The following is a 25,246-nucleotide window of genomic DNA, read 5'->3' on the forward strand; positions in this document are numbered from 1 at the left end:
CTCCCAATCCGCAGGCTCTGCTGGCTTCGCGAAGGCTCAAGCGAAGTGTTGAGGGGAGAGGTATCGGTAGGGGAGTGCGAGGATTGCTACGTAGTTCGACGCGAGCCTGGCACGAATTTCACATAAGACGCCAGGTCAACGGGGGACTGTTCGCGTTCCAATCAGCGTAGATCCGAATAGCTCTGACGCAGTCGGCGGCGGGGATCGCCAGGCTCTCCGCGGGTCGTTCGCTGTTCGGCTATCCGTTGTTCCAGACCGATCTTCGACGCCATTTGGGTGGCCCACAGCAGGGTGGCGTCAGGGACTGATTCTGAGAGTTCAACGGTGAGATCTACAAGGGTGTCTTCGAGCAGTGTCTCGGCGGCTCGGTAGAGGCTCCACAGGTGGCTCAATTCCCAACTAAGAATGAGGGGATTTCCGAACATCATGCGCTCACAGGAACGTTGAATGCGCCGGACTTGAGGGTTGCTCAGAGCTGTCGGATCGTGCGGGTCGGCCCAGGTCGCAAGGTAGCTGCTCTGCTCGCATGTCCACGGCAACAGCAGGAGCGCATCAGTCGCGAAAGTCCAGCTCTGCGTGTCGAGAACGTGTTGTGACTGTTTGAGGGCGCGGCCCAGGGCTCGCTGGCAGGTCGTGGTGTAGTCGGCGAGCGCTAGCCGACATCGCTCCAGTTGTGCCAGGTCGTGCACTGTGTGGAACTGGTCCTGTCCACGAGTGAATTCGGTGGCAACGAGCGCGGCCTCGGTGTCCCACCAGCGAAACTGGGACTGACGATGGAACTCGCGGTGCCATCGTAGGTCGTCGAGCGTTCGGGCTGCGACGCCGCTGCCTGGCGCGGTGGCGGTGTCGGAGAAGCTCATCGTTCAATGGTTGCAGGTAAATGGTGGTGTGTCACCACCCCTCTGGCATCAGTTCTATGACTGTGCCCACGGCCGAAGAGGTAGATGTGGTGGTTTTCCTGGTGAGCTCTGCATGGCGATCGGTTCAAGATCGTCGGTGAACGACGCTGCGTTGAAGAAACATTGGCGGCAGATTGTGGACACACATGAAAGCCATCAAATCAAATAGCACTGAGTCACGAGAACCACATCAGTCCGACATGAGTGTCAAACGATAACAAAATCGTGTTGTGATCACGTGGCAGTGATCATAATCCAACTTGTCTTGGAGTCAAGAGGCAGCGCCGAGTGCAGTTCGGTTGAGAGTCAGTCAACGGCCCGTAGAAGTTGCAGAGGACATTGCTTGCGGCACGGACCGTCAGGGGTCGGTGCCGCGCCGCGTTTGCTTCGGAACTGAACGAGTGCGCGATCGACTACCTTGTTACTGAAATGTTATGTACCGCGTGTTGATCACCACTGTTGTTGAGGTGGAGATAGCCTTTGTCCTGGTGGGGAGGGGATGGGGTCCTCTTGCGGGACGAACACGGGGTTCGTTTTGCAGGGTTCGGTTCGGATCGACGCTGTTCGCGGTGTCCGGGAGACCCGGTATATCTCGTACGTCGCACTCAAGCCTGCGACTCAGGTACACGGGGACATCGGAAGGATCGTGAGTGAGGACCGACAGCGCTGAGAGTGCGAACGTGCCGACATCTCCGCCTGCGCGACAGTCGCTCGGGGCAGCCTTCATGCCACCGCCGCCGGCCGGATCGATAAGTGCTATGTCAGCGGAGGTGGTGCAGTTGAGTTCAAACGAGGAGGAGACATCCTCTGGTGCAGCTGAATTGGGGCACGACGACACGATTGTGCCGTCGACGGTTCATCTTGCTGTCGGGGTTGCACACGGTCTGGCGAAGGAGAGCAAACGGACAGGGAGAACCCACGGCGAGGTGGTCATCACTGCTATCGAGGATGTCCACAGCGATCTCGAAAGCCTTCTGTTTCCGGGAGGCAAGGTCGGCGGAGGTCTGTTCCGCGCCAGGGGAGTAGGTGGGAAGCCGTCTGAGGGTAAGGCGGAGAAGAAGGGAGTCACGGTCGGGTTGTACGCCGATGACTGGGTGATCATCGATCAACTGAAAGACCAGTTCAAGGCCCGTTCCCGCAGCCACCTCATCGGAACTGCCCTCAAAGCACATCTCGGCCTCGACGCCACGACACAAACGGAAAGTGACTGAGCTATGCCCATGTTCGGCAATCTCAAAGAAAAGACATCGACCGCCACAGTGGGGGAGCCGCGCAGCGCAAGAGAGGCATCTCCTAAGCCGGGCCATGACTTCACCGAAGTCGTATCCACCACCAAAGTGCGCCGTCGACGGTCGTACTGGATCGCGGGAGTCGCCTTGATGACCGTCGCAATCGTAGGAGCGGTCTTTTTGGTGAACGCCATGCGCGCCACCACGACAATTCTGGTGCTCGCCCGCGACGTGCCACAGGGGGAGACGATCACCACCGACGACCTCAAAACCGCAGAGGTCAACAGCGATGCGACCATCGCGACCGTTCCTGCCACAGACAAAGCATCGGTCGTGGGCCAGAGCGCAGCAGTTCCGCTCCTGAGCGGATCGGCACTGAACCCATCGTCGTTCACCAACGCCGTAATCCCCAGCGGGGACAACACTTTGGTCGGCATCACCGTCGCAATCAGCAAACTTCCCGCAGAGCCACTGCTCGCAGGCGACAACGTCCGGATCGTCGACACTCCCCGAGATCAAGACGATTCCCCGGTGCAGGGTCCGGTCACCGCGAACGCACAGGTCGTTGCCGTGAAGGACATCCCCGAGACCGGACAGACGACAGTGGACGTTCTGGTCAAGAAAGACGAGGCCAGCTGGATCGCCGCCCGAGCCGCCACCAACCGCGTCGCCATCGTCCTCGACTCCCGGGAGCGCTGAGCCATGCTCGTCACCCTGACCTCGATCTCCGGCTCGCCAGGCGTCTCGACGACCGGCCTGGGCATCGCTCTCACCGCAGACTCCCGCAAGCTGCTGTACATCGAGGCCGATCCGATCGGATCGTCCCCGACGCTGGCCGGGTACTTTCACGCGCGCCGCCGGCACGACCGATCGATCATCCAACTGGTCGAGCCGAACAGGCACGGCCGAATAGGCCCAGCCTTCCAGCACCAAATAGTTAGAATCGGGCCGTTCGATCCAGAGGAGCCGACCAAGGCGCAAGGATGGTTCGTCCCCGGCCTGGTCAATGCAGCTCAAACGGAATCGATGAAGTCGACGTGGGGCCCGTTGGGGGCACATCTGGCGTTGTTGTCGAAACAGGGCGGCGGTGACCTGCTCGTCGACGCCGGTCGCCTCAATCTACGGTCCGGACATCAAGACCTGATCCGTCACAGTGACGTTATCGCCATAATGCTCAGACCGACCAGGACCGCAGTGGCAGCGGTTCGTGCTGGCTTGGGCCCACTACAGCAGCATCTGGAGAATACGAAGTCGCCGGCCAGCATCGGCCTCATTGTCAGGGGTACCGAGCCCTACAGCGCAGCCGAGACCGCCGCGGCGACCGGCCTCGACGTCATCGCAGTCCTTCCCGAATCACCGGTACACGCGCAAGTTTTTTCCGAAGGTGCCTCGCTCAGTAATTGGCGGCGACGTCGATCAAGCTATCTACGCGCAATCGACGGAACCTGGCAAAAGATCGAGCGCTTCCACGAAACGCACCAGCCCGTATGGATCGCCAACTCGCCATACAGCTCACAGCCCGCGTAACGAGCCGACAAGGCCAAAGGGAGAACACCCGCATGACCAACAACGCCCCCGACTTCGACTACGACGAGCGACCAGCCCTACCCGACCTACCGATGTTTGCCGCCGATCCGATCATCCTCGACGATGGCGACAACGAGATAACTCGTTACAGGAGCGGGCAATACGGCTCCTCATCTGCAGGTCTGCTCGCCGCAGCCGGCAAGGACGGTCGCCACTCCCACCCGGAACCCGAGCGACTCGAGACGGTCCCGTTCACATCGCCATCACCATTTCCAGCTGAGCGGTCGGACGTCGCGAGGACCAACCACCAATTGGTCAAGCAACTGACCAAAGAAGCATCCGAAATCCTCTCTCTCCGTAAGACCCAACGAGCAGATCAGGCCCTCAACCCTGAGCTGGGCGTCACTGCCATGACCCCGGACGAGGAGCGTGAGTCGGGCAGGCAGATCGTCATAGATCTCGTCAGCAAAGAAGTGCAGTCCGCGATCGACACCGGTCACGAACAGCTGAGCGTCCAAGAGGAACAGACGCTGGTCAAAGCGGTCTTCGACACGCTGTTCGGACTCGGCCCACTTCAGCCGCTCGTCGACGACCCGAACGTCGAGAACATCCTCATCAACGGCGACAGCGTCATTGTGATGTACCCCGACGGGAGTCTGCAGGCACGACCGCCGATCGCGGACAGCGACGAAGAGCTCTACGACTGGCTCACCAACCTCGCGCAGCGCGCACCCGGTGGTGGACGACCGTTCTCGCAGGTCAACCCCAACCTCCGCCTCAATCTGCCCGGCGACATCCGCTTGTCCGCGATGGGCTACTCGGTCCGCCATCCCAGTATCGCCATCCGCATGCACCGCCACAAGGATGTGACCATCGACAAGATGGTCGAAATGGGTGTTATGCCCCAACTGTTGTCCGAGATCCTCAGCGCCGCAGTCATCGGTGGTGCCTCCATCGTGATCTCCGGGCCCATGGGATCAGGTAAAACAACCAACCTTCGTGCGCTCGCCAACTGCCTTCCCCTGCAAACACGGATCGGCACAGCAGAGACAGAGTACGAACTGTTCCTCGACAAACTCGACGGTCGCAGACCGTATGTTGTTGCAGCCGAGGCAATCACCGGCGGCGGCGAACGAAACGAGCTGACCGGAGCGCTACGCGGCGCGACGACGCTGTCCGACATCCTTTACCAGTTCGTGCGAATGCAGCTCGACCGTGTCATCGTCGGAGAGGTAGCCGGCGGCGAGATCATCGACATGTTCAAAGCAATGCAGATGGCCAAAGGCTCCCTGAGTACCACGCACGCCGAGCATGCCGCCGGCGCGATCGACCGCCTCGTCACCTGCGCCCTCGAAGCAGGAGTGCCGGTCGAGTACGCCTACCGCCAAGTGGCACACCACATCAATCTGATCATTCAGCTGCAGACGGACTACGAATTTACCGACACCGGCGAGAGGCGTCAGGTCCGATTCGTCAGCGAGGTCATCCATATCGAGGCCGGCGAAAACGCCATGCCCGCAGTAACCAAAATTTACGAAGGAAAGCCGGGCGGGACCGGCGAATACGGAACTTTGCCCCCAGCTTTGCTCCGCAAGCTCTACGCAGGCGGTTTCAGTCCGAACCAAATCCCCATCAACACGATCACAGGTGGTGGGCTCTGATGTACACGTTCACGGCCGTCGGTATCGTCCTTGTCTTTGCCGCCGGGATGTGGTTTTTTGCCAACGGAATTCGCGATCGCCGCGACCCGACTGCGCCGACACGCCACCGCACCTCACGTGCGCGGATTGCCCGGCGGACAAAATTACTCCTCGCCATCGGAACTGCCGTCGGCCTTGCTGCATGGCTCCTCAGTGGATGGTTCGTACTCTTCCCCATCATTCCGATCGCAGCAGTAGGCGTCCCCTACCTACTCGGATCGTCAGCCGCCGCCGACGACATCGAACGCCTCAATGCCCTCGAAGAATGGGTGCGCAACCTGACTGGAGTGCTCGCAGCAGGATCCGGCCTCGAACAGGCCATCATCGCAACGCACAGGGGAATGCCTCAAGCATTGCGTCCGGAAATTACGAGCCTCATCACGCGCCTGCGTGGCAATGTGTCGATCGACGAAGCGTTGCTTCGGTTCGCAGACGATCTCGACGATTCCACCGGCGACTACGTGGTCGGTGCACTGCGGCAGGCAGCTCGCCTGCGCGGCTCCGGACTCACCGCAGCCTTGAAGCGACTTTCAGAATCGGTGGCAGAGAACGTGCGCAACCGCAGAACGGCCGAAGCGGAACGGCAAGGGCCCCGCACGACCGCTCGCGGGGTCACCGTCATCACCGTCGTTGTCATCGTTGGGTTGTTCCTGTTCACCAACTACATGGACCCGTACAAACAGCCCCTCCTCCAGCCCGTTCTGTTCCTCGAATTCATCGGTTTCGGCCTGGTGCTCGGGTGGATGAAGCGATACACCTTGCCAGTGAAATACCCCAGGTTCATCGGCACCAAGGACCGCGACGCAGCAAACACCGCACGTGAGAGGAGCGCAGTATGAACAACTTCGAGCTCTGGGCGATCGCCCTTGCCGCTCTCGCCGCTCTCGGCTTGATCCTCCTCGTTCTCCGCATACTGCCGGCCGACCCAGCACTCGGCGATGCCATGGAACGACTGTCCGGTGCAGCCCCGGACCCGTACACCGTCGACACCCGCGGCGGTGACGACCTCACCGGTTCGGATGCCCTGTCCTACAAGGTCGGTGCCCGCTTCTACCCGCGGCTGCGATCGCAGGCGTGGTTCAGGATCCCGACCGCGGACCTGGCGATCCTCCGAGAAACTCCACAAAAGTTCATCGGAGACAAAATCCTTTCCGCTGCAATAGGTCTGATCATCGCGCCGATTTCGATCGCACTCCTGGCGCTGTTCGGCATGGCAGTGCCCCTGACTTTTCCCGTAGCCGGTTCCCTCGTCCTGGCGCTGGTGGGATTCTTCGCGCCCGACGCCGACGTCAAGACTCGCGCCGCTAGTGCCCGACTCGAATTCACCCGAGCATTGGCGGCGTTCATCGACTTCGTTTCGTTGAACCGAAGTGGCGGCGTCGCTGCATTCCAAAGTCTCGAACGCGCTGCCGCAGTGTGCGATAGCTGGGTGTTTCTACGTCTGGATGCCGAGCTTCAGAAAGCGTCCCTCGCCGGACAGGCACCATGGGCTGCTCTGTCCAATCTTGCAGCCGAACTGGCGCTGCCGGAGTTGGGAGATCTCGCGGACATCATGACCTATACCGGCGACCAGGGAGCGAGCGTGGCCGACACTCTTGCCGCGCGGGCCGGAGCGCTCCGCAGTGCCCTGCTCTCGAAAGAACAAGGCGAAGCAGGAGCCAAAACGAAGAAGATGGACGCACCTCTCGGCACCTTGGCCGTGCTGTTCATGATCATGCTGATCGTGCCGGCCGGAGTGAACATCATGGGCGGCGTCTAGACCGAACAACCCGAATGCGTTGTCATTCAACGATCAACTACCAAGTTTGAGCTGTGCAAACACCGATCCGTGCACTTCACCTGCTCGAAGTGTCCGGTCTTGGCGATAGTCTGACCGGCATCCAGAACCGTCATAACCAGGGCTTTTACATATCGAAGGGAAACGTCACATGGCAGCATCGCGCACAATCGCAAACCGGATCGCAGCAACCACCGCAACACTGTTCGCATTGGCACTGTTCTCCTATACCCGGATGACCGAGCGCGCCGGCGGACGCAAAAGCGACAAGGGCTACAGCATGGAGACCGTCGTCATCACCGCCGGCCTCGTCATCCTCGCCATCGCTATCGTCGCCGGAATCACCGTGGTTGCACAGCGCTACCTCAACCGAATCCAGTAACCCCACCACTCGCCCAACGAGACAGGGGAGGACCAGCGTTGCTCACCGACACACATGTACCACTACGCGAATGGCTCACCCGCATACGTCGAGACGACCGCGGCGCAGCCCTCGAAACAGTCGTGGTATTCGGCGTCGTCCTACTGCTCTTCCTCATCGCAATCCAGGCAGCTCTCTACGCTCACGCACGGACCGTAGCGATTTCGACCGGTGAAGAAGCTCTACGACAAGCGCGATCGCAATTCGGCAGCGCTGCGGCCGGAACAGCGGCGGGCTACGCCTTCGCATCCACCGCCGGCCCGACGACCCTTCGAGCACCCGTCATTGTCGTCAACCGAGGCTTGCGAGAAGCAACTGTCCAGATCACCGGACAACCCATCCGCCTCATCCCCTTCTTCTCCCTCGACATCAATGTCAGCGAGACGCTTCCCGTTGAACGAGTCACTGCCCCAGGAACCAGATGAACACCGCGAACAAACTGCGCCAGCTGGCAGCCGCAGCCAGAGCCGACGACCGAGGATCGGCCCTGCAGACTGTCATCGTCGCCCCCGCCACACTGTTCCTGATCGCACTGATCGTCACCTTCGGCGTTCTCGCGCAAGCGCACCAGAAAGTAGTCCACGCCGCGAACGAGGCCGCGCGTACCGCCTCCATCGCGCGAACGGCGTTCTCCGCAGCCCCCGATGCGCAAGCAGCCGCGCGAAACGACCTGGCAGCACGAGGGCTCACCTGTTCCGCTCTCAACGTCAACACCGACCTCGGCGGATTCAGAACTCGCCCCGGCGTCACGGCTTCCGTCTCGGCCACCGTCACGTGCGTCATCTCCCTCGACGCACTCGGATTCCCGCAAGTCATGGGCTCACGGACCATCACAGCAACCGCGACTTCACCCGTCGACACCTACCGGGAGCGCGCCTGATGACCGAAGCACTACGCCGGGCGGTGGCCGCCTGCACACGGCGAGACGCGCACAACGACGCCGGAACCATCGCCATGTGGAGCGTCATCACAGCCATGGCGTTGCTGATCATGATGGGTCTCGTCGTCGACGGCGGCGGCAAAGTTTACGCCAAGCAGCGCGCCGAGCAAGTCGCTGAAGAAGCAGCCCGCGGGGCAGGACAAGCCATCATCGAACCACTCGCAGTCCGCGGTACCAACGTCGTCGTCAACCCGCTGACAGCCCAAGCCAAAGCCACCAAATACCTTGCCGCAGCAGGAATCCCCGGCGTCGTCGTGCAGACCGGACCGACAACACTGCTGATCACCACCACAACGACCTACCAACCCCGTGTCCTCGGTTTGATCGGCGTCGGGCCACAGCAGATCATCGGAACAGCCACCGTCAACCTGAACCGCACCAACCTCGGAATCCCCGGCACACCATGACCAATCGACCGCAGAGCAGACGAGTCGCAGAACTCCACGAGAAGACGGAGGACGTGATTCGACAGCTCGCGGCGCAACGCTGCACGACCCCGGCCACCCTGCAGCCATCGGAAAGGACACCCGCATGACCACCATCCGACGGCGCTTGACTGGTTTGCTCTACCTGATCGTCCTACTCGTCCTCGTCGTCGGAATTCCGCTCGCACTGTGGACATTCCGCGGCAACCCAATACCGACGACGCTGCCCGATCTCGACCAGATCAAAACAGCTCTGACCACCCAAGACGACGGATCACTCTTCCTCGGATTCGTGACCTGGATCGGCTGGCTCGCCTGGGCCACCTTCACCTTCAGCACCGTCATCGAACTCGTCGCAGCACTACGCGGCATCAAAGCACCTCAACTCCGAGGCCTCGGCTTCCAGCAGCGAAGCGCCTCCGTTCTCATAGGCGGAGCGCTCATGCTGGTAACAGCGGGCACCGCCACAGCCCAACCCCTCACCGCCACAGCACTACCGCTCTTCGACGCCCCTGCCCACTCGGCACCGATCCAAGTAACGCAACAAAGCCAACCGCATCCAGCAGAAGCCCCCGCCCGCCCCATCAACGGGGAAACCATCACGGTGCAGCAGGGCGACAGCCTATGGAAACTCGCAGAACGCCACCTTGGCGATGGCTTTCGATACACCGAGATCAAGCAACTCAACGCCGACGTCCTGACCGTCGACGGATGGCTGCAACCAGGATGGAAACTTCAGCTCCCCGCCGCCGCACCCACAACCGTCGACGGGGCCTACACAGTTCGAGAAGGCGACAGTCTCTGGAGCATCGCCGAGCAACATCTGGGTGACGGACACCGCTACAAAGAAATCATCAACGCCGACGGAACTGCACCGTCGACAATCATCCACGTCGGCCAGCAGCTCACCGTCAACGATCAAACCGCCGAGACCGTCACGCCCGAACCGGGTCCGGTTGCTTCCCCCGACCCGGCCCCGGTTGCTGCCGCTCCTGTACCTGCTGCTGTGCCCGAACCGACCGTCGCTCCTGAACCGGCCCCGGTCGCTGCCGCTCCCGAACCGGCTCCGGCTGCCGCTCCTGAACCGGCCCCCGCAGCAGCGCCTGAACTGTCCTCCGCTGCACCTCTCCTGGGTGGCACCGACGTTCCGGAACAAGCGGAGATGGTTCCGGGCGGTGACGAACAGGCTCAGGCAGAAGCGCAGGCCGCTGCCGCCGCCGCTGCGAAGATTTTCGGCATCGAACTCAACAGCGCTTCGTCACAGCTACCTGCTCCGACAGCGGCGGCTCCTGAGCCAGCGCCTGCTCCAGCAGCCCCTGAGCAGGCAGAGGCCCCCGCCCCGTCGGCGGTTCCTGAGCCAGCGCCTGCTCCGGTGGCCGCCCCTGAGCCAGCAGAGGCTCCCGCCCCGGTGGCAGCTTCCGAACCTGCTGCTGAGTCCGCGGGCGCAGATGTTGTGGCACCCGGGCCGGCACCCGCTCAAATGCCTGCTCCAGCGCAGACGTCGTCACCCAGTCCTGCTGCAGCTCCCGCCCCGACTCAGCCAGCCACCCAGATCCCACTGAATACATCGACGACAGACCCGGTATATATCGCCGCCACTGCGCAGCCAAGCGATGTCTCCGAGGATCAGAACAGCACATTGTGGCTCGGTATCTCAGCCCTAGCGGCCATCGGACTGGCTGGGGCCTTCGGGCTGCGCCGGCACCGTCAACAGCACGATCGCCGCAGAGGCGAGACCCTCCCTCAAACCTGGGGCGCTGCAGCAGTTGTGGAAGAACAGATTCATTCTGCAGCGGACAACAACGTCCTCACGCGGCTCGACGAAGCACTGAGGACTATCGCCGAACACGCTCGGACACAGGGCAACGCACTGCCGGCATTACTCGGCGCATTCATCGGTCCCGATGCGGTGGAGCTAGTAATCCTTGATGACTCCGTACTGCCGGACCAGTGGCTCAGATCAGAGACCGGCACCTGGACCCTCCCCGCCGACGTCCGGATCGCCCCAGCACCCACCACAATCAGCCCGTACCCCACGCTCGTGACACTCGGTTCCACAGACGACCGAACCCAAGTTCTTCTCAACCTGGAAGAACTCGGCTACCTCGGCGTCTCAGCTTCACCAGAGCACGCCCGCGGCACTCTCCAGGCCCTGGCCCTCGAACTCGTCGAATCCCCGCTCGCCGACAATCTGCACCTGACGCTGATCGGTTTCGGACAGGAGCTCCCCGAACTGTTCGGCAACGGTCGAATCGAGCACACCGACCAACCAGGCGAAGTGCTGGCCAGACTCGCCCGACAAGCCGAACGTGACCAAGACACCCTCGTCGAACAACACATCGACAGCATTGCAGCGGCCCGTTCGATCTACGACACAAGCGAAATGACCGCCCCCGAAGTAGTTCTCATCGCGAGTCAGTTGACGGCCGACCAACAGCAATCACTCGATCAGATCCTGGCCGCCACACCGCGCGTGGCGTTCGCTGCCGCCAGCACCGCCAGCACCGCCAGCGAGAACACCCAGGCCGCGTGGACACTCGACATCGTCGACCGCAACACCGCAAGCCTTGTCAAACGAGACACCGACGGCGGCTTCGCATTCCAGCCAGCATTTCTCGAGCCGGACCAATATGAAGGCATTACCGCCTACCTCGCGACCGCCACACAGCCAGCTATCCCCACAGAGTCGTCCATGCACGACCCCTGGGCTGCAGCCGAAATCGACGCACACCTCACCGACGCCGAAAGCGCTGAGACCTTCCTCGACTCCGTCACCACGATCGACCCCACCGACCAGCTGCTGCTGAACGGAACTACCGCATCGGAGACCGCCCCCGACGTCACAAACGTTCCGACCTACAGCCCGGACGCCGCGCAGTGGACATCCCCAGAAGCGATCAGGTACGACGACCAGGCCCCACCCATCGCTCCTGTCGCTGGTGACGTACCGGCCCCGGGACATCTCTGGCTCCATCTTCTCGGGAAACCAGCAGTCACCACCCCGACCGGGGAGCCACCCAAGGACGGCCGTGAAGTACTCCTAACCGAGATCGCCGCTCTTCTCTCCATCCACCCGGGAATCAAACACGACTCCATCGACAAAAAGATCTGGCCTGCAGACAATTTCGACAAACTCCCTCTGGAGGATCAGCCGAAAAAGAAGGCGACACGACGCCAGAACTACCTCTCGAGACTGCGAAATTGGTTGGGAGAGACAGAGAACGGTGAGCAGGCATTTCCGAAGCACGGCGACCGCACCGGCCGCACCGGCTACCGACTGCACCCCGATGTCCGATCGGACTGGGACTACTGGCAACAACTGATCGACACCACTCCGGCCGCCGCCACCGATGCGGAATTGCGGACGGCTGCAGAACTGGTAAACGATCAACCATTCGCCGGGACACGGTCAGACCGTTACGGGTGGGCACGAAACCTACAGCAGCACATGATCTCGACCCTCGCGGATGCCCTCGAAGAGCTCGCCACCAGACAAATAAAGACCGGAGATCTTTCCGCCGCGCTCACCACCGCAAACCGCGGCGTCACCGTCGAACCGTTCCGAGAAGGTCTCTGGAGACTGGCGATCATCGCTACCCACGGGAGCGACGAGATCAGCAAGACCCAGGAGCTGATCGACCAACTGCTCGCGAACCTCGCCGACATCGATGTCGACCCAGAACCCGAAACCGACGAACTCTTGCGCGCCCTCGCGCAATTCCACAATGGCGGCAACGCCCTCTACCGGATCGGAGCAATAGCCAGTTGATAGCAGTCGCGTCAATCGAGGTGTCTGAAGTGTCCGGTAAGCACGTTACGGTCCAAACAGCCGCACCATTATCGTTATCGCAGTACAACGCACAGAACAACGTAGGGGGTCCACGATGATCAGCACACGACGTCGCACAGGCGCGGCAATCCTCGCAGTAGCAGCCGCTGCAAGCATCAGCGTCGCATGCGGGAGCGGTGACATTGAGGCGACCCCCGTAACGACCACCACGCAGCCGGTCCTCACGGGACCAGAGGGCGTCGAAAAGTCCCCGGAACAACAGGCGACCGAGCAGGCAACAGCAAAGGTGAATGAGTTCTTCGCCGTTCTCGCGAAGGTCGAGAGCGATCCTGCTGTAGACATCAACATGCTGGACTCTGTTGCGAGTGGAAAGATCCTCGATCAGTTGAAGGCAAACGTGAACCTGCGCCGATCTCAAGGAATTGTCTCCACGGGTGCTGCGACTGTCGCAGATGCATTCGTGACGGAACTGCAGGCACCAAAGGATGCTGACGGGAACCCAATTAAGGAAGAAGCGTCGGCAACATTGCGAGTCTGCATCGACAGCTCGAACTATGACCAGATCCGTCCGGACGGCACGAGTGTGCTCCCTCCTGACCGAGTCCGGCGGGAGCTGGGCAAGCCGACTCTGGAGAACGTGGCGTGGCCAGATTCATCAGGCTGGCGCATTGTTTCCGATGCAGTGACTTCTTCGGGTACCCCATGCGACGCACCATGATCGACGGTTTGGCAAGTAGGCAACTGGAATCCATAAGGGCGGTGGGTCATGCGTAAGCCGCTTGGGGTTATCGCATCAGTGCTTCTAGTTGGAGTGTTCAACGCGAACCCAGTATTTGCGCAGCCGGGGATCGGCACCGGAACTGGCGGTGCCTTCGGCGGAGGCTTGGGTGGTTCGACAGTTGTGGTCGAAGGTACGTACACGAGTGTGCCGTCAGGGGGTGGAACGACTGGATCCGCGCCAGCTGCTGTGGGCGGGGGAGGTGGTGGGAGCGCCGCGCCGTCCGGACCGCCGCTCGAGTTCGTTCCGTCGACTGACGCCGCCAATATGACGCTTGTTCGAAATGCTGATAGTGGTGCCCCGATGGCAGTGAACGTCGTTAATGATGACGGCACAACATGGTCCTGCGAAGCGGCCGGTCCGTGTGTTCAAATTCCGGACGTTGGGGTGCCGGCTACGCCTCCGGTGGTCGACGTTATGACCGTTGTCGGCCAAGCGGTTACGGCAATGCAGTTGGATCCGCCCGGAATAGGCATCACCCCGAACCCCGCAAACACAGGTGCTGTCGGCCTGGTTGGTCTACCCGGCTGGTTCTGGGTCGCTGACCCACGGGAATCGACAGTCGGCCCCGTGACCAGAACTGCAGCAGGACCGGGTGTCATAGTTTCTGCTACAGGGGTCAATACGTCCGTGGTCGTCAATTGGGGGGACGGATCCGTGCCGTCGGTGTGCCCAGGTGCGTTACTGCCCTTCACGCCGTATACCGATGTTGCACAAGGGCTTCCAAGTCCGACGTGCGGCAATATCGTTTATCACAAGACGTCCACTACCGAGCCCGGTGGGACATTCAAGGTCTCCGCGACATCGAATTGGCTCGTCACGTGGACAGCGACGACACCCAACGGGACGGTCGGTGGAGTCATACCCACGCCGCTGACTTCGCGTACTGAAGTTCGGATTGGTGAACTGCAGGTCCTGGTCACAAATTAGAGCCGTGCGCCCCCGCTCCTCGGGTGCGAAATTGAGTCACTCCAGGCTTACCGGTTTGTAGGCTGGTGGAATGCCTGAACGGTTGACTGTCAACGTCACGATGCCACCGGAATTGGCTGGGGGGCAAGTGCAGGCCTACCTGGAAGAGTTGGGGTTCGAGGTCGCCCACACGTCCGCGCCCGATGTGTGGGCGTTAACCGAGCCGGCTGCCAGCATGGACTGTGTCGATTTTATGACCGTTCGCACCCTGTCGGGTTCGGAAGCGGACGTCGATGACGAGCTCGTCGACCTCCCGCAAGACCCTTACGTCTCCAGGCTGGACCATGGGCGAGTCGTTGAGGAGCGCCTTCGCGCGATCAGACAGATGAGCGCGGGTGCGGTGGGATCGTTCCTGTACGGACTCCAGCTACCTGTCATCACCGCCAGCGATCGAGCCTTGTCCGCGGCAGTACAGGACGCGAGTAGGGAGTTGGCCGGAACTTCGGACGACGATGACGAGCATCCGTTCGACCGGCATGCTGTCCACGTTGTTCGCTATGGCAACGCCACGCACCGTCGGATCAGGTTTCCTGGTTTCGTGTTACGTCTGAATCAGGACCCCGAACTTCTCGACGACATACGACGCGGGCCGATCGACGTCGATGAGACCATTTTCGCGTCGGGATCGTCGATCCTGAGCAGTGTCTTGATTCCCGCGAGCCATCTCGGTCCGTTGTTGGCCGCACGGTCTCCATGGGTATGGGCGTTTCAAGCGAACAGGGTGTCGGGTGCGGTGATTTTCACTCTCGGCACAGATATTGTCGGGAGGTCTCCTGTTCCGTACGAAGCGCATCAGGTACTTCCCCGATCACCAGTGGGTCGCCTTCCCCAGCGGCAGGAGCCGCCGGCACCGGAGGCGTGGGGTGCGGCCGTCGCTTGGTGGGTTGCTCAGATGAACTCTGTTCTCGGGCATCTCCTGAACCCATGCCTGTTCGCAGATGCTGACGGTGACTACCTCCCCTATGCGCAGCAGAACCGGTTGATGGAATTTGCGGATCTTCTGCAACGAGTTACCTCGACGCTGCTATCGCTGCACGACGACTACGCAGCCGGAGTTCTGATGTGGTCAGCAATGGACCTGATCGAGGCGACCTGGCTTTCATGGGATCTCACGGCACTGTGCAAGCCCTCGGTTGCGGCGAAAGCGCTGCAGCAAGTTCGAGAACGTATGCCTGCTGATGTTCAGTCCGTCCTGCTTCCGTACGCGGCTTTTGGTGTGGAAGCGTTGACCGAAGTGGGGGACGGGTTCTTCATCAAGAATTACCGTAGGTCGGAGAAGGTAATTCTGAAGCTGCCCGGTGGAGCGGACAAATCCCTGTCACTCGATGACGCAGTGAGTCAGTTCATGCGTTTGCGCAGGAACACTACACACGGGTTCGACAAACCTGATCCCGTCCGTGACCGACTTTTCGCGCAACACAACGGCCGGCTGCCGGCGACACTGATGTACCTGCCGCTGCTGTACTTGATGTACATCATGTCCGATCCTGATGACCTGAGACGTCGTCTGCTCCGTCGATCCGCTCGAAGACGCAGGACGCAGTGAGAGGTGTTCACACACGTTGCCGGTGGTGTGCTGAGACAATATTGCGGTGAGTGTCATGGTGCGCCGGCTGATGGGTGCGGTGTGGCCGACGAGGTTCGGCGCAGCCGAAATTGATGTCGAAAAGGGGGCGCTAGCAGTGGAATCGAACGACCGGGGTGGGCGCGAAAATGCTTCACCGGACTCCGCTGCTGGCGAAGAGATGGCGTCCGAGCTCAACCCGGTGAGTGTCGAGCTGAATCCGGCGGCAATCGAGATGGTGCACGCGAGCATCGAACGGACGCTGGATTCTCAGGAACGCCGAGTGACGAGCATCGATCAGCGCGGGGGTGTGCTGCTGGGATTCGCGGGCATTCTGGTGGGGATCGTGTTGCGCAATCCCGCGGGGATCGGTGTGTGGGAGGTTGCGGGTGCTGCCCTGGCCGGTGCGGCGGCAATCATGGCGGCATTCGTGATTGCACCCAATACCGCGTCGGGGCTCAATCCGGAAGTGGTGTTGGAGGAGTATTCGACAGTCGATGAGACGACGGGCCGGTTCGAGATCGCGTCGACACTGGTGTCGATTTATCAGGTGACAGAGATGCGGCTTCGGAGCAAGCTGATGCGGTTGCGGATCACGACGGGTCTGTTGGCTGGATCTGTGCTGGTGTTGCTCGTGACGGCTATCATTCGGATGTAGGAGGACATCATGGCTACGGTGAACGAGCAGCAGAAACCTGATCGACCGGTGGGCTCGGCGAGCCCGGCGACGGCGTCGCGGCGTCGCAAGGTGGCCTTGCGTCCCAATCCTCGGCTGGTGGGCAACTACGAGGGCAGTTCCCGCACGATCGACGAAGTGCGACGCCAGATAGAGAAGCAGCAGGGGGCGTCGGCGTGACGGCCTCGAAAGATCAGAATCCGCCGGCGGGGTCGTCGGCTCCACGTGCCAGCGCGCGCCCTGTGGTGGTGGTCCCGACATCGGCTGCGGGTGATCGCACCATTGTTCGGGCAGCACCCAACGAGAGAGCTATCCGCAGCATCACTGCGGGGGCTGCACCTCAAAATGTGCGGTCCGCTGTCCGCCGCGAGCACTAATTTCGCGCGCACGCCTTTGCGCTGTGTCGTAGATGATCCAAAATTGGGCTAGCAGACGGTGCCAAACGTGTTCGTCCAGGTCGCCGATCTGCAGCGTCGACTGTGTCTGCTCCCGATCACGCTTGGCCGTTACCTGGGCAGCTGTGGTGATCGATGCAGCAGCGGGGGAGGGCTTACGATGCGGCCACCGACCCGCGTCGAGTGCTCGATGTAGTAGTCGAGCATCGGGTGAAACTCGGCAGGGTAATCCCTTAGCCAAAAGCTTGCACGGTGTTCGACGAATTTCGACGCAAACCCCGCGACACTCAGACAGCGGTGGTGTGGGCAACCGGACCGCATGTATGGATCTCATAGCGATACTCCATTGCCGCGTGTCCGAACGGCGAGGACCAAACGTGGCACAACCAGCCATTGCTTACGACTTTGCGACGGACTCCTGTCACGGGCGGCGAAGTAGCCCTGCAGGTGTGGAAGCGTACGCGGGGTCGTTGAACACGGCGCTGTCTTCGCCGACATGCTCCGCAACGCCAGCGGGGGGTGGCCCGAGGATTTCAGTTTTGATGCAGCCTTTGGTCGAGTCGAGCCAGGTACGGGAATCGGCCCCAAGTCGAAATGGATGGGCCATGTCGTTGGAAATGATGTTGCGCATGATGTTGTACACCGCCGAATTGGGTTGCCGGGCCAGGAGCTGATTCATCAGCGATTGCCGGGTGGGCACCAGGTATTGCGGTTTCTTTCCTGTTGGGGACATGCACTCGAGCATCACGTTGGTCGATGCAATCAACTTCACGAGCTGGATAGCCGTTGCTCGCTTTTCCTGGGCGATGGCCACATTGACGGAAAGTGCGTCGGTATAAAGCGGTATCCCCACTTTTTCGATAGGTTCGGAGCTCAGCGGCATGACTGAATAGGTCGAGGCGTCGACGTTGTCGATGAAGTGGAAGATTTCGGTCAAGCCTACGAAGGCTCGACCGATCCGCTGGTTCCATTTCGTGATTCGGTCGTAGCCCGAGTCGGGATATGTCGCCTGGGCGTACCCGGCGATGTTTCGCAGCACCTGCATGTCGGCGAGGCCTTGCTGATCGAGTCCTGGACAGGGGGGAAGGGCGGGAGTGAGCGGAAACTGGCCCGACTCCTCCATGACGGCCTGCTCGTACATGCACGCGACGGTCGTTCCCCCAGTAAAATCCAACAGCATGCCTTGACCCTGCGCGGGCCAGACTGCTTTCGGATCCCCGTCGCCGAGGATTTTGTGTAATTCTTCGACAGTCATCCCCGGCGCACCCAGTGCTGCGTCAGTGAGACGGCGAATCAAAATTTGCATGCACCCTAAATACGGTATTCCTTGATACTCCGAGGATTCCGTTTTCAGCGATGCGAGAGACCACGGGTAAAAGTCTGCGGTGCCGTCGATATCGAACTCGACACAGAACTGACGCATGTGATCAGCGAAGATGCAGTCGTAGGCAAAAACGTCCACAGTGGACGGCGGATCGCCTTTGTAACAGTCGTAGGTGTAGACGAAATTGAGAGCGACATCCGGTTGGACGCTGTGCCACGCGGCTCTGATGGTGGACTCGAACCATTTCGGTTCGGGCGTGTACGGGTACAAGGCGACGTTCAACGTGGATGCGTCGCTGGCTGGAGGTGGCTGGTTGGTGGGGCCGGAATCCTTGTTCAAACTGCGTCCGAACTCGGTACTGGTCACTGCACACTTCCCGTCATCACACTGTCTGCAGGGGAACGGCGATTGCCTCATACAGTCGCATGATTTTCCGAAAGTGGCAAGGATCACATTTACTTACCCTCGATCCACGGACTGAGGTGACCCACTGTGGTCGATGACCGAATTGTGGGGTCGGGACTGGTTGGGCGTGTTTCGTCCGCTGGTCTACCCAGCATTTCCACGATTGTCGTTGCTCGGGCCGAGTCGGCGGGTCGGGTGAGGATCAGGCGGGTGTGGGTGGGCTGATGCCAATGATGTTGCGCCATAATTGAAGCCACGCATCGAGCCACGGCCAGTGTCGCGGCAGGTGCAGTGTGGGTGTGCGTTGTGGCCGCACGAAACGCGCGGCAATGTTGACGATTTGCGCCGTAGCGTTATTCCGCGAGCTTTCGCGTGACGCCCGCCGGAGACGGTTCCGGCGGCGCGCAGCAGGTTGTGGGCGATCGCTGCGCACTGCACCCAGGCAGAGCTCGCGCCAAACGATCCTGACGGCATGTGCGCGAGCGGTCCGTCGATCAGATCCGAGAACACAGTCTCGATGACCGCGTGTGCACGGTGGACGACATCTGCGGTCGTCGTCGGCAGGGTGCTGTTGGTAAAAAACGGGTGATACCGCCACACCGGAAACAATGCATCGCGGTAGCGGGCGTCTTTGACCCGCCGCACGATCAACCGTGCAGAAACAGGATACGCGGTGGAAGAGAAAGCGGTGAACGATGTTTCGGCGACCTCGGCGTCGGAGATCCAGCCGTCGGTGTCGGGGTCGCGGACCGCTCCCGGGTAGCGCACGGGCGTCCACGCGGTGTCAGGGATGGAGGCGATCGCTCGTTGGACGATTCGGTTCTTGATCAGTACGAACGAGAACTTGATGCAGGCGCGTACGACGCGGCTGTTGCCGTAGGCGGAGTCGCCGCGGACCATGATTTTCCCGCTGGCGAGACTGGATGTCGCAGCTCAGCCCTAGTCATCCGGGCGAGCACGGGTGGCCCATTCTAAGTCGACTCTCAGCCCGGTCGCCTGCCCTCCGTACGATCAAGGGGGTGCTGACCGATCCACTGCCGAATTCCGGCTCACTTGAGCGCTATGAGGCTTTGCCCACGATTCTCCAGCTGAGGAGCTACCTCTCGGAGATCCAGGCGGAGCCGACCGAGTGGATCTCGGTTCTACGGAATCGAGGGAGCGGAATCAAGTACAGCTCGCTTCAACCTCTTCTGGTGGCGACATCGGACCAGCGCAAATTCCTCGCCACTACCGATTGGTCCATCAACGACCTCGGCGAGCCCAGTTACAGCTCTGATCGCCTCCCGGCCTTCCGCGACGGCTTGACCTCCAACCCTGATGGCTACGACCTTCATCTGTTCGTCAACGTGTCCTGGGTGCCATCGGCAACCACAGAACCCGTTATCGAATTCACGCCGTCGTTCGTATGGTGGTTGGGCCTGATCACGCGATCGAACGAGACAATGTATCGAACTAATCACGCGGGCCGCGATGAGGAGGTCGTCGAGATCGTCAGACCGAATCCTGGTGAATACGAGGTTCGAGTCAATGCACGGCACCTCCGAAAGTATCTCGCGGCCCGGAGCATGAGCCTGGTGATCCAGCACGCCCATTCTCGGGCTGACGACAGCGTGCATGAAGCTCGGATCGACCTTGAGATTCGCACCAAAGACGCAGCGTTCGCCTACACGGCGTGGGACGCGTATCGGGGGCCTGGTTTCGTAGCGCAGTTGGTTGGGAAACAGGCAGTTTTGCCGTTCGCGTCCGCTGGCGAGCACCCCGACGATCTGCAAAGGCCTGAGCGGTTTCAATCGTTCATCGTTGACATCGACCCCTCGACCGGCGACGAGGTTCGTTTGAGTTGCGAGCGCGATGAAGCGAACTACCTCACCCCAGTCTTCTTCGACACGGATGTTCTGACCCGATACCGCGACAACCCAGACCGCTACACGGTGCTGCGGACCGATGTCTCGTGCCACGGTCGGTGGGCCATCGATGTCGACATCAACGGTGCCAACCTCGTCCAGGTGTGGCTGGGACACCTCATCCGGCTACCCGAGACCGAGCGAGAGCACTGGCTCACACACAACGTCCCGCCGAACGGTGGAATAACCATCACACGTAGCGTGCGGGACCTAGCGGGCCAGTGGGTAGAGGACGAACGCCCTGACCCTGCTCGGCTGAGACGAGCTAAGGCAGAACTCATCGAGGCGTTCACTGGCTACTTCGGTGAGTCGTTGTACAAGCAACTCGGCCCGGCTGACCTCCGTGCGTTCGATGCCTTGGCATTGTGTACCAATCCAACCGAAGGCCAAAGCGACAACGGTGTCATGGTTCTGTCGAAAGGGATCGTGGATGCACTCGATGTCAAGACTCTTCGAGAGTCCTCGGGCGCGGACACGAATAGTCCTTCGCTTGCCTGCCTACAGCTACTCGTCGAGAACTTGGGTGCCGACCCGAATGGTCTCGTCGGACCCCTACGCCAGCTTCAGGGAATCCGATCGGCAGGCTCGGCCCACATGAAGGGCACGAAATTTACGACTGCGCTGTCGGCCGCAGGACTGAATTCTCTTCAGCCGGACAAACAATTCGAGACAATCGTAGATCGGGTTACGATGGCTCTGCAGGGCTTGTCCGAGCTGTTCCGAAGGACGCCCCCGCAAGTGTGATGGTGCCGGTCATTTTGTTCCAGTCTCGCTCTGATCATGGGTTCGCATTGATCTCACCCCACGCGTCTAACGCGTGTTGGTAGGTCGCCACAGCACCCGATTCAGTCGGAGCATCGCAGAGCGCGATCGCAGCCCTGGCAAGCGACGCGAGCGCAAGATCTCCCAGATCCAAGATCGCGTCGTCGCCATGACTGAGCAGAGTAAGCATCGTGGTAGCCATCATCTTCGGATGTTCCAGGACTTCAGCGGGCTGAGGCTGGCCCAACTCGATCAAGGCCAGCGCTTCGAGAAACATCGGTACAGCGAACGCCACCCTCGGATTGATTGCGCTCATAGCGTGAAGGTTAGCAATCGGCCGAATACCGGATGTTCTGGAGAATCTCTGAGACGGTGGAGGTATGACATCGAAACGTACCTCCGCCGGCGACAAACGCGCCCGCAAGGTCCAGCAACGTCGAAAGCGACTTGCACAGCAAGGGGTCTCACGTGAGCAGCACGCTGCGCTGGTGCTCGAGCGCAGCGGTGATCCCTCGTTCGTGCAACGGCGCACCAACGCCGACGGTGGGCGCACTCTGTCGTGGAGCAAGGACATGGTGGGTGGTGCGGAGCTCAACGACTCTCTCGAAGAGCAGCGACAGGCGTTTCGGGACAAGTTCGGCCGAGATCTCGGGCCGAACGATCCATTGTTCTTCGACCCAGCTGCTGACACGCCGCAGGAGATCAGTGAGGAGAACTTGTTGGCGGACGTGGACTCCCTGATCGACAAGGCCCGCGAAGCAGGGGAGAACCCCGCCTACTTCCAAGCATGGCGCGACACCGGGTTCTTGCTCACCGAACACAACATGCATCTGTTCTCCGCGTCGGATATCGACGAATGGAACGCGGCGCTCGAACGGCATTGGGACGAAGCGGCATTCGGGCCGTTCGACGATGCATCTTAGGACCTACGGCATGTTCGGGCGGCTGCAGCGAGTCCGAGAGCGGTGGTGAAATTCCCACGCCGCTGACCGCGCGCACTGAAGTCGGATGGGCGAACTTCGGGTTTTGGTCACCAGTTAGTGCTGTGTCGCGTCGAACGGCAATTGCACCCTCGCACTATTTGCGCTCTAATTATGTACATGACTACTTTGCCGGTCGCGGATGCGCGTGCGCGTCTGTCCAAGATTGTGGACGATGCAGAACAAACCCACGCCCGGTATGAGATCACCCGTAATGGGCACCGGGCTGCTGTGTTGCTCGCTGCCGACGATTTCGATGCGCTGCAGGAGACCATTGCAGTGCTATCGGATCAGGAACTGCTGACATCTCATCTTCGGGGCGTGGCGGAGCTGCCTGAGGGTGACAGTCTCGATGCGAAGGAGTTGGCCGAGGTCATGCGGGTCGCTGGCCGGTCTACCCGCGCGTGAGTGAGCCTGAAGCGCCGTATCGGCTTGTGATTGCTCGATCAGCGTCTCGCGCTATCAGTCACACTCTTCCCGAGAAGGTCGCCGCTGCGGTGTACGAGTTCATCACCGGAGCATTGCTGGAGAATCCGCAGCGGGTCGGGAAGCCCCTGGCCCCGCCGCTTTCGCCCGCCTACAGCGCCCGCAGAGGCACCTACCGGGTTCTCTATCTGATCGACGCCGGGCAGCGCATCGTGCAGGTCACCGCGATCTCACACCGGTCAGATGCCTACCGCTGAGAAGATTGCGTAGCTACCGGATTATGTTGCGGAGATCAAGCCTCGTAGGCGTAAGGCTTCCACCAATGGTGGGTGGGTCGCGGTCTCCATCCAACCAGATTTTCGGTCCGCCTTGCTGCCGAGTGAGTCGGATACTGCGCTTCGCAGAATTCGGAGGGCATCTTCGATCGCCTCGCGATCGGCGTGATCGCGATCGAACCAACTCATGTCCGCGCCGATGACTCGTTCGTACTGCACCAGGGCACCATCCTTGTTCACTCCCGCTGTCTCCATCAGATCTAGTGAACCGATCGAGAAGACCAGAGCCCGAGTGATCGTTGTCGGCATTCCGCGCCGGTTTGCTTGGTAGACGGTCGGATCGACAATCCGGCCCATTGCCGGAATCCACAACACTAGGTGTCCTGTCCACCATGTGTCCGACTCCCATTTCGGTGTGCGGCTTCCCAGCTCCACCCACTGCTCGTCCGACCACGCCACCTGCCCGTACACGACCAACGGCTCAGCCTCGATCCCGTAGTCACGCAATGCCGGAATCAGGCAACGCACCGCAGCAATGCAGGTGCCGGAAAAACCGCCCTCGGTGTAGGCCTGCCAAATCTGGCAATGCCGGTCGATGATCTGCACTTCTGCCGGTGCAGTCACGCCAGGATTCGCAGGGGGACGGATCCCCGCTACCGGTGGTGTGACGTACCCGGCCCGCTGCGCCCATTCTGGCAATGCAGCGGCTCCCGGACCGCTACGCGATCGCCCTGACCCCTTGCCTGCACCCTTGCGTTTCTTGCTCACCGGTGACATTTAGACGCTCCCAACCCACCTCGACTCTCTGCCCCGTCGCAGGAGTTTCGCGTCCCGACCGTACCGGCCAGGTACGACACTTCCCGCACGCTAACGATCACATCCCTGTATTCAGGTTGACATGGTTGACATGACGCGAACAGCCGGGGATGATCAGGGTATGTCCACTGTCGAGAAGGATTTCGAGGTCATGGCGCACCGGCTGGTCGAGGCCAGTGGCGCGCCGGACGAGCGTGATCTGGCGTATGCAATAGCGGGCCTCGGCGGCATCGTCAACGGCCTCAAGGCGCGTCGCGCGTGGAGTGAGCACGTAGGGGAAATCTTGACCCCCAGTCAGGCCCTCGACGTTGCGGGTTGGACGCGTGCTGCCTTGAGCAAGGCTGTGAAAGAGAACCGCGTTCTTCGGTTGACCGGCAGCAACGGCAAATACGGCTACGCCGCCGCAGGCTTCACCGATGCCCAACCGGCGAAGCCGATTCTCGGCATCCAAGAGGTGCTGCGTGTGTGGGCGGGGCAGGACCCGCGTGGATGGTTGGCGGTCGCGTGGCTGACTACCGAACAGCCAGAGCTCGACGGCCGTACACCTCGGCAAGCACTTCTCGACGGGGACGTTCCTACGGCTGCTCGCGCTGCCCGGGCTGCGGTCAGTCGGCTTGCGGCGTGAGCGCTGAACGCGCCGTCGTTCATCTGTTCGAGCCCAAGCCCGTCGGTGAATTGGCGGAGCGATTTCCGTCGTGCGTCTACCCGGCTGGGGCCGAGCTGTTTCGATCGCATCAGGCCAGTCTGGGACCGTGGTGGTACTCATCGAATGGCGGCGGCAGGTTCGACCTCGAAGCCCCTGATGGGACTTGCTACCTGGCCGAAGACGAAGTGGTCACTCTCCTGGAGATTTTCGGTGGCCAACAGGTCGTGCCGAGATACGAGGTCGATGCGCGTGCAGCGTCGACGATCACGTTGGATGCTGATATCAGGCTCGCTGATCTGACTGCGAACACCGGTGTCGCGCTCGGAGTCACGGCAGAAATCTTTACTACCGCCGACTATCCGCTGACGCAGCGGTGGGCGGCCGCGTTACGGGAGGCCGGGTTCGAGGGTCTGCGGTACTGGGCCCGCCACGACCTCGAACATGCCCGGCGGTGCATTGCACTGTTCGGGCAAGCGGGGGTGGCAGGCGAGGAGCATCGTCATACCGTCCAGGCCACGGTCACCCTGTCTGAGCGAGCGGACCTGCTGGAGCGGTGGCGTGAAGAAACTGGTGTCGCGATCTTGGACGTACCAGATCTGTTGTAGCGATCGTGGTCAA

At 61.1% G+C, this 25,246-nt stretch carries 25 protein-coding genes and 1 pseudogene; 21 read left to right on the plus strand and 5 right to left on the minus strand.

Annotation, left to right across the window (positions count from 1 at the left end; genetic code table 11):
- Window positions 1-161: 161 nt before the first annotated feature.
- Window positions 162-860, minus strand: coding sequence for a hypothetical protein (locus tag CH289_RS26265; RefSeq protein WP_015586069.1), 699 nt, complete (start codon window positions 858-860; stop codon window positions 162-164).
- 689 nt (window positions 861-1,549) lie between these two features.
- Here CH289_RS26265 and CH289_RS26270 point away from each other — a divergent pair.
- The 15 genes from CH289_RS26270 to CH289_RS26340 all read left to right on the plus strand — a co-directional run bounded on the left by CH289_RS26270 (window position 1,550) and on the right by CH289_RS26340 (window position 16,875).
- Window positions 1,550-2,110 (plus strand): hypothetical protein, encoded by a 561-nt coding sequence (locus CH289_RS26270; RefSeq protein ID WP_139278540.1) that lies wholly within the window; start codon window positions 1,550-1,552, stop codon window positions 2,108-2,110.
- A 168-nt stretch (window positions 2,111-2,278) separates the two neighbouring features.
- The gene (locus CH289_RS26275) at window positions 2,279-2,827 is read left to right on the plus strand and encodes an SAF domain-containing protein (protein ID WP_254924251.1); all 549 of its coding nucleotides are present in this window, start codon (window positions 2,279-2,281) and stop codon (window positions 2,825-2,827) included.
- A gap of 3 nt (window positions 2,828-2,830) precedes the next feature.
- On the plus strand, window positions 2,831-3,655 hold the full coding sequence (locus CH289_RS26280; protein ID WP_015586073.1) for a hypothetical protein: 825 nt from the start codon (window positions 2,831-2,833) through the stop codon (window positions 3,653-3,655).
- A 32-nt stretch (window positions 3,656-3,687) separates the two neighbouring features.
- Entirely contained in the window at window positions 3,688-5,316 is a 1,629-nt protein-coding gene (locus CH289_RS26285; protein WP_015586074.1) for a CpaF family protein, read from the plus strand.
- The gene (locus tag CH289_RS26290; protein WP_052047795.1) at window positions 5,316-6,194 is read left to right on the plus strand and encodes a type II secretion system F family protein; all 879 of its coding nucleotides are present in this window, start codon (window positions 5,316-5,318) and stop codon (window positions 6,192-6,194) included. The genes CH289_RS26285 and CH289_RS26290 overlap by 1 nt, the downstream gene beginning before the upstream one ends.
- Complete coding sequence (locus CH289_RS26295; protein WP_094728883.1) at window positions 6,191-7,114, plus strand: type II secretion system F family protein; 924 nt, start codon at window positions 6,191-6,193, stop codon at window positions 7,112-7,114. Before CH289_RS26290 ends, CH289_RS26295 begins: the two co-directional genes overlap by 4 nt.
- Window positions 7,115-7,283: 169 nt before the next feature.
- Window positions 7,284-7,514, plus strand: coding sequence for a hypothetical protein (locus tag CH289_RS26300; RefSeq protein ID WP_015586077.1), 231 nt, complete (start codon window positions 7,284-7,286; stop codon window positions 7,512-7,514).
- Window positions 7,515-7,552: 38 nt separating this feature from the next.
- Window positions 7,553-7,978 (plus strand): type II secretion system protein, encoded by a 426-nt coding sequence (locus CH289_RS26305; protein ID WP_015586078.1) that lies wholly within the window; start codon window positions 7,553-7,555, stop codon window positions 7,976-7,978.
- Entirely contained in the window at window positions 7,975-8,433 is a 459-nt protein-coding gene (locus tag CH289_RS26310) for a TadE family protein (protein WP_015586079.1), read from the plus strand. Before CH289_RS26305 ends, CH289_RS26310 begins: the two co-directional genes overlap by 4 nt.
- Complete coding sequence (locus CH289_RS26315; protein ID WP_015586080.1) at window positions 8,433-8,900, plus strand: pilus assembly protein TadG-related protein; 468 nt, start codon at window positions 8,433-8,435, stop codon at window positions 8,898-8,900. Before CH289_RS26310 ends, CH289_RS26315 begins: the two co-directional genes overlap by 1 nt.
- Before the next feature lie 124 nt (window positions 8,901-9,024).
- Window positions 9,025-12,687 (plus strand): LysM peptidoglycan-binding domain-containing protein, encoded by a 3,663-nt coding sequence (locus tag CH289_RS28960; RefSeq protein WP_015586082.1) that lies wholly within the window; start codon window positions 9,025-9,027, stop codon window positions 12,685-12,687.
- A gap of 115 nt (window positions 12,688-12,802) precedes the next feature.
- Window positions 12,803-13,426, plus strand: a complete 624-nt coding sequence (locus CH289_RS26325; RefSeq protein WP_015586083.1) for a hypothetical protein — start codon at window positions 12,803-12,805, stop codon at window positions 13,424-13,426.
- Between the two features lie 1,060 nt (window positions 13,427-14,486).
- Entirely contained in the window at window positions 14,487-16,001 is a 1,515-nt protein-coding gene (locus tag CH289_RS26330) for a hypothetical protein (protein ID WP_015586085.1), read from the plus strand.
- A gap of 46 nt (window positions 16,002-16,047) precedes the next feature.
- On the plus strand, window positions 16,048-16,677 hold the full coding sequence (locus CH289_RS26335; protein ID WP_139278539.1) for a hypothetical protein: 630 nt from the start codon (window positions 16,048-16,050) through the stop codon (window positions 16,675-16,677).
- A 9-nt stretch (window positions 16,678-16,686) separates the two neighbouring features.
- Window positions 16,687-16,875, plus strand: coding sequence for a hypothetical protein (locus CH289_RS26340; protein WP_015586087.1), 189 nt, complete (start codon window positions 16,687-16,689; stop codon window positions 16,873-16,875).
- A gap of 636 nt (window positions 16,876-17,511) precedes the next feature.
- On the opposite strand, the gene bcmE is transcribed toward CH289_RS26340, so the two are convergent.
- Both bcmE and CH289_RS26350 read right to left on the minus strand, forming a co-directional pair.
- Complete coding sequence (gene bcmE, locus CH289_RS26345; RefSeq protein WP_032364993.1) at window positions 17,512-18,780, minus strand: thiamine pyridinylase; 1,269 nt, start codon at window positions 18,778-18,780, stop codon at window positions 17,512-17,514.
- A gap of 241 nt (window positions 18,781-19,021) precedes the next feature.
- Window positions 19,022-19,728: pseudogene (locus CH289_RS26350) on the minus strand (transposase); the annotation flags it as partial.
- A gap of 14 nt (window positions 19,729-19,742) precedes the next feature.
- Here CH289_RS26350 and CH289_RS26355 point away from each other — a divergent pair.
- Window positions 19,743-21,467: a hypothetical protein gene (locus CH289_RS26355; RefSeq protein WP_143545127.1), complete on the plus strand. Its 1,725-nt coding sequence runs from the start codon at window positions 19,743-19,745 to the stop codon at window positions 21,465-21,467.
- Between the two features lie 34 nt (window positions 21,468-21,501).
- On the opposite strand, the gene CH289_RS26360 is transcribed toward CH289_RS26355, so the two are convergent.
- A complete protein-coding gene (locus tag CH289_RS26360) occupies window positions 21,502-21,801 on the minus strand; it encodes a hypothetical protein (RefSeq protein WP_015586093.1) in 300 nt (99 codons plus the stop codon).
- 64 nt (window positions 21,802-21,865) lie between these two features.
- Here CH289_RS26360 and CH289_RS26365 point away from each other — a divergent pair, with 64 nt between their 5' ends.
- The 3 genes from CH289_RS26365 (at window position 21,866) to CH289_RS26375 (ending at window position 23,148) form a co-directional block, all read left to right on the plus strand.
- Complete coding sequence (locus CH289_RS26365; RefSeq protein WP_015586094.1) at window positions 21,866-22,408, plus strand: hypothetical protein; 543 nt, start codon at window positions 21,866-21,868, stop codon at window positions 22,406-22,408.
- Window positions 22,409-22,585: 177 nt separating this feature from the next.
- On the plus strand, window positions 22,586-22,873 hold the full coding sequence (locus tag CH289_RS26370) for a type II toxin-antitoxin system Phd/YefM family antitoxin (protein WP_230591632.1): 288 nt from the start codon (window positions 22,586-22,588) through the stop codon (window positions 22,871-22,873).
- Window positions 22,870-23,148, plus strand: a complete 279-nt coding sequence (locus CH289_RS26375; RefSeq protein ID WP_015586096.1) for a type II toxin-antitoxin system RelE family toxin — start codon at window positions 22,870-22,872, stop codon at window positions 23,146-23,148. Before CH289_RS26370 ends, CH289_RS26375 begins: the two co-directional genes overlap by 4 nt.
- A 21-nt stretch (window positions 23,149-23,169) precedes the next feature.
- On the opposite strand, the gene CH289_RS26380 is transcribed toward CH289_RS26375, so the two are convergent.
- The gene (locus CH289_RS26380; protein WP_032364994.1) at window positions 23,170-23,790 is read right to left on the minus strand and encodes a hypothetical protein; all 621 of its coding nucleotides are present in this window, start codon (window positions 23,788-23,790) and stop codon (window positions 23,170-23,172) included.
- Window positions 23,791-24,103: 313 nt separating this feature from the next.
- Between CH289_RS26380 and CH289_RS26385 the strand changes: the two genes are divergently transcribed.
- Window positions 24,104-24,607: a hypothetical protein gene (locus CH289_RS26385; RefSeq protein ID WP_015586098.1), complete on the plus strand. Its 504-nt coding sequence runs from the start codon at window positions 24,104-24,106 to the stop codon at window positions 24,605-24,607.
- Window positions 24,604-25,233: an RES family NAD+ phosphorylase gene (locus CH289_RS26390; protein ID WP_015586099.1), complete on the plus strand. Its 630-nt coding sequence runs from the start codon at window positions 24,604-24,606 to the stop codon at window positions 25,231-25,233. Before CH289_RS26385 ends, CH289_RS26390 begins: the two co-directional genes overlap by 4 nt.
- Window positions 25,234-25,246 lie beyond the last annotated feature (13 nt).

Source organism: Rhodococcus sp. RS1C4, assembly GCF_002258225.1.
GTDB classification, from domain to species: domain Bacteria; phylum Actinomycetota; class Actinomycetes; order Mycobacteriales; family Mycobacteriaceae; genus Rhodococcoides; species Rhodococcoides fascians_E.

Bases quoted from the DNA above. Each gene is read 5' to 3' on its own strand.
- CH289_RS28960 (WP_015586082.1), top strand. From the start codon at position 9,025: ATGACCACCATCCGACGGCGCTTGACTGGTTTGCTCTACCTGATCGTC.
- CH289_RS26285 (WP_015586074.1), top strand. From the start codon at position 3,688: ATGACCAACAACGCCCCCGACTTCGACTACGACGAGCGACCAGCCCTA.
- CH289_RS26265 (WP_015586069.1), bottom strand. From the start codon at position 860: ATGAGCTTCTCCGACACCGCCACCGCGCCAGGCAGCGGCGTCGCAGCC.
- CH289_RS26360 (WP_015586093.1), bottom strand. From the start codon at position 21,801: ATGAGCGCAATCAATCCGAGGGTGGCGTTCGCTGTACCGATGTTTCTC.
- CH289_RS26365 (WP_015586094.1), top strand. From the start codon at position 21,866: ATGACATCGAAACGTACCTCCGCCGGCGACAAACGCGCCCGCAAGGTC.
- CH289_RS26385 (WP_015586098.1), top strand. From the start codon at position 24,104: ATGTCCACTGTCGAGAAGGATTTCGAGGTCATGGCGCACCGGCTGGTC.
- CH289_RS26280 (WP_015586073.1), top strand. From the start codon at position 2,831: ATGCTCGTCACCCTGACCTCGATCTCCGGCTCGCCAGGCGTCTCGACG.
- CH289_RS26370 (WP_230591632.1), top strand. From the start codon at position 22,586: ATGACTACTTTGCCGGTCGCGGATGCGCGTGCGCGTCTGTCCAAGATT.
- CH289_RS26315 (WP_015586080.1), top strand. From the start codon at position 8,433: ATGACCGAAGCACTACGCCGGGCGGTGGCCGCCTGCACACGGCGAGAC.
- CH289_RS26340 (WP_015586087.1), top strand. From the start codon at position 16,687: ATGGCTACGGTGAACGAGCAGCAGAAACCTGATCGACCGGTGGGCTCG.
- CH289_RS26355 (WP_143545127.1), top strand. From the start codon at position 19,743: ATGTCGCAGCTCAGCCCTAGTCATCCGGGCGAGCACGGGTGGCCCATT.
- CH289_RS26295 (WP_094728883.1), top strand. From the start codon at position 6,191: ATGAACAACTTCGAGCTCTGGGCGATCGCCCTTGCCGCTCTCGCCGCT.
- CH289_RS26275 (WP_254924251.1), top strand. From the start codon at position 2,279: ATGACCGTCGCAATCGTAGGAGCGGTCTTTTTGGTGAACGCCATGCGC.
- CH289_RS26330 (WP_015586085.1), top strand. From the start codon at position 14,487: ATGCCTGAACGGTTGACTGTCAACGTCACGATGCCACCGGAATTGGCT.
- CH289_RS26300 (WP_015586077.1), top strand. From the start codon at position 7,284: ATGGCAGCATCGCGCACAATCGCAAACCGGATCGCAGCAACCACCGCA.
- CH289_RS26290 (WP_052047795.1), top strand. From the start codon at position 5,316: ATGTACACGTTCACGGCCGTCGGTATCGTCCTTGTCTTTGCCGCCGGG.
- CH289_RS26310 (WP_015586079.1), top strand. From the start codon at position 7,975: ATGAACACCGCGAACAAACTGCGCCAGCTGGCAGCCGCAGCCAGAGCC.
- CH289_RS26325 (WP_015586083.1), top strand. From the start codon at position 12,803: ATGATCAGCACACGACGTCGCACAGGCGCGGCAATCCTCGCAGTAGCA.